This is a genomic window from Dietzia papillomatosis NBRC 105045, from assembly GCF_001570845.1.
GTDB lineage: Bacteria > Actinomycetota > Actinomycetes > Mycobacteriales > Mycobacteriaceae > Dietzia > Dietzia cinnamea.
Map to the genome: position 1 here is coordinate 1 of NZ_BCSL01000110.1, position 1,243 is coordinate 1,243.

A 1,243-nucleotide genomic window follows, 5' to 3' on the forward strand; every position below is an offset into this window, starting at 1 on the left:
TGCATCTTGAGGTGAGTTATGAGACCTCGCGAGCTGGGGCAGTCCGGGCCGGGTGGTTGATCGACGATGCCTCTCATGTCCAAGGCTGCGACTCATTGTGAGAACTCGACAACTGGCGGATGTTCGACTCCGGGAAGGTGATACATCGAGGCGCGGTCAGTCCGGGTTGCTTTCGGGCCGCCCGCGCCTCAAAGCGGTAGGTCGAACCGATGCTTACTCGCTGTCACTCTCGCGCTGATTCGATGGGGCTCCGAATAGTCCACCGGACCACGAGCCGGTTCGGACTCGTCCCCCAGCTCCCACCACGAAGTCGGCGATCACGACACCCGCGCATAGCGCGACTCTAATTGTCTCTGAGGGTTCCTGGTTGGGGCTGACAAGCACGATCAGCGCGTAGGCGACGAGGCCGACGATGAGGCTAGTGAGAAGTGCGGCGGCGATTCGCATCAGCAGTAGCGGTCCCAGTTGATGTTGTCGCCGGCGATTGCGGCGATCCAGAGGCAGGGGAAAGTGAGCACCCCGGTCAGGGCGCAGTGGAAGCCGGTCACCCAGGTGAATGCTCCGATACCGACGAAGGACTTCCAGCAAGTTGCAGCGGGCTGCAACGGTCCATCCTGCTTGTTCGGCTCGGGGGGAAGTTCGGAGACGAGTCGGTATCCACCGGTCCCGTCAGTGTTGGGGACGAGGTACTTTCCGGCGGTCTTGGTGAGGAAAGTGTCGATCGCGTTCTCGTCCATGAGGGCTGCAAGTCGGTCCAGCTCCCCTTGCGGGTCGACCGAGTACCGATTGAGGAACGTCGTCATCGCGGGGCTCGACGACAGCTTGGAGAGGCGCCGATCATACCCTGCCGGATCTGCCTTTCGGGCCGCCTCGGTGTCGAGGTTGGCGTAAGCGTCCAGGGCGGCCTTCTCGGTCGCGCTGTCGATCGCCGTGGTGGGGTTGGCGGAGTTGCTGCTGAGAGTGTCGAGGCTTCCGGTCTGTGCGGCGGCAGTTGGCGCCAGGAGCGCTGCCATGGTGGCGACAGTCGCCCCTACCACACCGATACGAGCTTTCATGTGTCTTCTCCTGATCGACTAGGTGGCGGAGGGGTGAGCACAACAGCAAAGATACTGATGCTCACATTGCGGACGCTAACACCGTCAGTGGGTGCGCACAGCAAACAATGGGAAAAAAAGACCTCACATCAGCAGGGGCACTTCGGTGTTGATGACCCACCAGCCAGGTTGATGAATCGCTGCAATGG

General features: G+C 61.5%; 1 protein-coding gene. It reads right to left on the reverse strand.

Annotated features, from left to right (window positions below; genetic code table 11):
- Positions 1 to 446: 446 nt before the first annotated feature.
- Complete coding sequence (locus DPA01S_RS16025) at positions 447 to 1,013, reverse strand: hypothetical protein (RefSeq protein WP_061917924.1); 567 nt, start codon at positions 1,011 to 1,013, stop codon at positions 447 to 449.
- Between the last annotated feature and the right edge of the window lie 230 nt (positions 1,014 to 1,243).

Excerpts from the sequence above, each read along its gene's own strand:
- DPA01S_RS16025 (WP_061917924.1), bottom strand. The coding sequence starts at position 1,013 with ATGGCAGCGCTCCTGGCGCCAACTGCCGCCGCACAGACCGGAAGCCTC.